At 78.4% G+C, this 269-nt stretch carries 1 pseudogene; it reads left to right on the forward strand.

What is annotated here, in order from left to right:
* Nucleotides 1–269 (forward strand): annotated as a pseudogene (locus GTY47_RS27365) (hypothetical protein); the annotation flags it as partial.

Here is a 269-nt window from a genome sequence, read left to right on the forward strand (position 1 = left end):
CCCAACTTCGTCCAGAACGCCATCCTCGGCCCGTTGGAGGACAAGCGCGTCGCCGCCCTGAACCGCATCGAGACCGCGATCGGGCGTGCCGCCGAGAAGCCGGAGGGGCTGGAGGCCTTCGCCGCCTGCCAGCTCAACGCCGACGGCGGCGCCGGAGCGGGCGAGGCCGCGGGCGGAGAGGCGGGCGCCGGCGAGGAGGCCGGTGCGGGCGCTGAAGCCGGTGCGGGCGCCGGCGCCGAGGCCGGTGCGGGTGCCGAGGCCGGTGCGGG

Source organism: Streptomyces sp. SID5464 (assembly GCF_009862985.1).
GTDB lineage: Bacteria > Actinomycetota > Actinomycetes > Streptomycetales > Streptomycetaceae > Streptomyces > Streptomyces chartreusis_D.